The organism is Clavibacter sp. MX14-G9D (assembly GCF_032917815.1).
Lineage (GTDB): Bacteria > Actinomycetota > Actinomycetes > Actinomycetales > Microbacteriaceae > Clavibacter > Clavibacter michiganensis_K.
Genome location: NZ_JAVCVL010000299.1, coordinates 1 through 2509 on the forward strand (window position 1 = coordinate 1; position 2509 = coordinate 2509).

Sequence of the window (2509 nt, forward strand, 5' to 3'; positions counted from 1 at the left end):
GGGCCCGGCCCTCGCGCGCCGCGGGGGAGCCGGCCCAGCGCTGGCCCGCCGGCACGCGCCCGAAGACGGCGGACCCGGGGGCGATCTCCGCGCCCTTGCCGATGCGGGTGCCGGGCAGGAGCGTCGACCGCGTGCCGACGGTCGATCCCGCGCCGATGCGGATCGCGCCGACGCGCACGGTGTCGCCGTCGATCCAGTACCCCGACAGGTCGACCTCGGGCTCGACGGAGGCGCCGCGGCCGATGCGGAGCATGCCCGTGACGGGCGGCAGCGTGTGCAGGTCGACGTCGTCGGCGATGCGCGCGCCGAGCGCCCGCGCGTAGTAGGTGATCCACGGCGCGCCCGCGAGCCCGACCGCGCCGATCTGCTGCGCGACCTGCTCCGCCAGCCAGATCCGCAGGTGCCAGCGGCCGCCGCGCGGGTGGTCGCCGGGCGAGAGGCCGCGGAGGAGGAGGCGGGCGGCGGCCGCGGCGATCGCCATGCGGCCGAACGGCGTCGCGAACACGAGGAGCCCGGGCGCGAGCAGCCACCACGGGACCTCGGGCAGCGCGTCGAAGCCGCCCAGCGGGCGCAGCAGGGCGGAGCCCGTGAGCAGGAGCGCGAGCCAGCGGAGGCTCTGGAGCGCGAGGAGCGGCACGCCGAGGAGGGTCTGGATCCACTGCGCGCGTCGCGGCGTCGGCCGCACGTCCACGCGCGGCCGGGTGCGCTCGGCCCGCGGCGCGCGTCCGGCGATGGCCGCGTGCATCGCGCCGAGGCGGGGGTGGGCGTAGACGTCGGCGACGGTGAACTCGGGGTCGAGGGTGCGGATCCGCGCCACGAGGAGCGCCGCCGAGAGCGATCCGCCGCCCAGGTCGAAGAAGTCCGCGTCGGCGCTCGCCACGGGCGTGCCCAGCGCCGCGGACCACATCTCCGCGAGCGGCCGCAGCTCGGCGTCGAGGCCGGCGCCCTCGTCGCCCGTCGCCCCGGGCAGCGGCCAGGGGAGGGCGGCGCGGTCGACCTTGCCGGACGTGCGCGTGGGGAGCGCGTCGACGACGCCGAGGAGCGGCACGAGCGCGGCCGGGAGTGCGGCGCGGAGGCGTCGCACGGCGTCCTCGCGGGAGAAGGCCGCCGCGTCGCGCGGCACGACGTAGCCGACGAGCACCGGGTTGCCCGCGCCCGTGGTGCGCACGGCGACCGCGGCGCCCTGCACGTCGTCGAGCGCCTGCAGCGCCGCCTCGATCTCGCCCAGCTCGATGCGGCGGCCGCCGACCTTCACCTGGTCGTCGGCGCGCCCCTGGAAGACGAGGCCCGCCTCCTCGAAGCGCACCAGGTCGCCCGAGCGGTAGGCGCGGTCCCAGCCGAGCGCGGGGAAGGGGGCGTACTTCTCCGCGTCCTTCGCGGGATCCAGGTACCGCGCGAGCCCGACGCCGCCGATGATCAGCTCGCCCACCCCGCCCTCGGGCACGCGGGCGCCGTCCGCGTCGACGACGGCGAGCGTCCAGCCGTCGAGCGGCAGGCCGATGCGCACGGGACCCGCCCCACCGAGCGGCGCGGCGCACGCGACGACGGTGGCCTCGGTCGGGCCGTAGGTGTTCCAGACCTCGCGCCCGTCGGTGGCGAGGCGCTCGGCGAGCTCCGGCGGGCAGGCCTCGCCGCCGAAGATGAGCAGGCGCACGTTCTCGAGCGACTCCGCGGGCCACAGCGCGGCGAGGGTCGGCACGGTGGACACGACGGTGACGCCGTGCGTGATGAGCCACGGCCCGAGGTCCATGCCGCTCCGCACGAGGCTCCGGGGGGCCGGCACCAGGCACGCGCCGTGGCGCCACGCGAGCCACATCTCCTCGCAGCTGGCGTCGAACGCGACCGAGAGGCCGGCGAGCACGCGGTCGCCCGGGCCGATCGGCTCGTCCTGCAGGAACAGGCGCGCCTCGGCGTCGACGAACGCGGCGGCCGAGCGGTGGGTGACGGCGACGCCCTTGGGGGTGCCGGTGGACCCGGAGGTGAAGATGATCCACGCGTCGTCCTCCGGGGCGGGCGGCGCGACGAGCGGCAGCGCGGACGTGGAGGCGTGCGCGGCGGCGGTCGGCAGCACGCGGAGGGCCGCGGCGGGCCGGGCGGCGTCCGCCGCATCCGGGACGCGGGGCGTGAACTCGCCCGTGCCCGTCACGACGCCCGCGACGCGCGCCTCGCCGAACACGAGACGGGCGCGCTCCTCGGGGTCGTCGGCGTCCACGGGCACGTAGGCGGCGCCCGCCGCGAGCACGCCGAGCACGGTGACGTAGAGGTCGCGGGATCCGGACGGCATGCGGATCCCGACCCGGTCGCCCGTGGTCACGCCCGCCGCCCGCAGCGAGGCGGCGACCTGCACGACGCGCGCCATGAGCTCGCGGTAGCTGAGGGCGCCGTCGCCGTCCTCGATGGCGGACGCGTCGGGGTGCGCGGCGACCGTGGCGCGGAGGACGTCGACGAGCGTGCGCGCGGGCGTCACCGCGTCGGCCCGGTCGAGCGCCCGCTGCACGGCGCCGACCTG

At 78.2% G+C, this 2509-nt stretch carries 1 protein-coding gene; it reads right to left on the minus strand.

The features are described from left to right. On the minus strand, positions 1 to 2497 hold a 2497-nt coding region (locus Q6969_RS14930; RefSeq protein ID WP_317231147.1), incomplete at its 3' end, for an amino acid adenylation domain-containing protein. Positions 2498 to 2509: the final 12 nt, after the last annotated feature.